Below are 1,187 nucleotides of genomic sequence, written 5' to 3'. Positions count from 1 at the left end.
TGTAAACTTCCCTAAAAATGTGTCCATTTAAAGATAGAGTTTTTGGCTTAAAAAACTTTAAATTTAAATATGAAAAAGAGTAAGTATTCAGAGAGTCAGGTTTTTGGAATTTTGAAAGAACAGGAACTTGGTAAAAGTGTAATAGAAATATGCCGTAATCATGGCATTACGCAAGGTACTTTTTATCGTTGGAAGAGTAAATATTCAGGTATGGAAAGTTCGGATATTCAAAAGATGCGAGATCTGGAGTCCGAAAATTCTAAGCTTAAGAAGCTTTATGCCGAACGATGTTTAGAGATTGAAGCTTTAAAAGATGTTTTGTCAAAAAAGTGGTAAAGCCTTCTGTACAGCGTGAAATTGTCAACTTTATTTGTAAGAAATACCATTTAAGTGAGCGTAGAAGTTGTTTGACAATAGGTATCAGTAGGCGAAGTTACCGTTACACAAGCATTAAAAATGACGATGAATTAATTGAAGTTCTGACACAACTTTCACAAGATCATCTAGGTTATGGCTTTTGGAAGCTCTATCATAAGCTTCGGGATTTGGGATATATTTGGAATCACAAACGGGTTCATAGAGTTTATGTAGCTTTAAATATGAGTATTCACAGAAGGGTAAGAAAAAGACTTCCCACCAGAGTCAAAGAAAGTATTAATATTCCTCTAGAACCTGATGAATGCTGGAGTATGGATTTTATGAGCGATAGTTTGTATGATGGGAGAAGATTCAGGATATTAAATATTGCTGATGATTATAACCGGGAATTGCTTTCTATGGAAATTGATACAAGTATCTGCTCTGCAAGAGTAGTAAGGGTTTTAAATAATTTAAAACAACAGGGACGTAAGCCTAAACGCATAAGAGTTGACAATGGACCGGAGTTTATCTCTAAAAATCTTCAATTATGGGCCCAAGAAAATAAAATAGAAGTTCATTATATACAACCTGGAAAACCAACACAAAACAGCCTTATTGAAAGATTGAACAAAAGCTGCAGAAATGAGCTTCTTAATATGCATGTCTTTAAAAGTTTACAGGATGCTGAAGAGAAGGCAAATCAATGGTGGATAGAATATAACTATAATAGACCCCACCAAGCATTAGGGAATATAAGTCCTAAAAAATATAAACAAAAAATGAAAGAATCTATCATTTAGAATGGAAACAAAATTGGGTAGCTTACA

At 33.4% G+C, this 1,187-nt stretch carries 2 protein-coding genes; both read left to right on the top strand.

Annotated elements, in window-relative coordinates; all coding sequences use genetic code 11:
• Positions 1-69: 69 nt before the first annotated feature.
• Positions 70-336, top strand: coding sequence for a transposase (locus HNP38_RS17910; RefSeq protein ID WP_153395284.1), 267 nt, complete (start codon positions 70-72; stop codon positions 334-336).
• Positions 330-1,160 carry an IS3 family transposase gene (locus HNP38_RS17905; RefSeq protein ID WP_184192152.1) on the top strand — a complete coding sequence of 277 codons (831 nt, stop codon included), beginning with the start codon at positions 330-332 and terminating at the stop codon, positions 1,158-1,160. The genes HNP38_RS17910 and HNP38_RS17905 overlap by 7 nt, the downstream gene beginning before the upstream one ends.
• Positions 1,161-1,187: the final 27 nt, after the last annotated feature.

This window comes from Chryseobacterium defluvii, from assembly GCF_014204415.1.
Lineage (GTDB): Bacteria > Bacteroidota > Bacteroidia > Flavobacteriales > Weeksellaceae > Chryseobacterium > Chryseobacterium defluvii_A.
The sequence above is the reverse complement of the archived record's forward strand: the minus strand, read 5'-3'. Positions and strand labels throughout refer to the sequence as shown.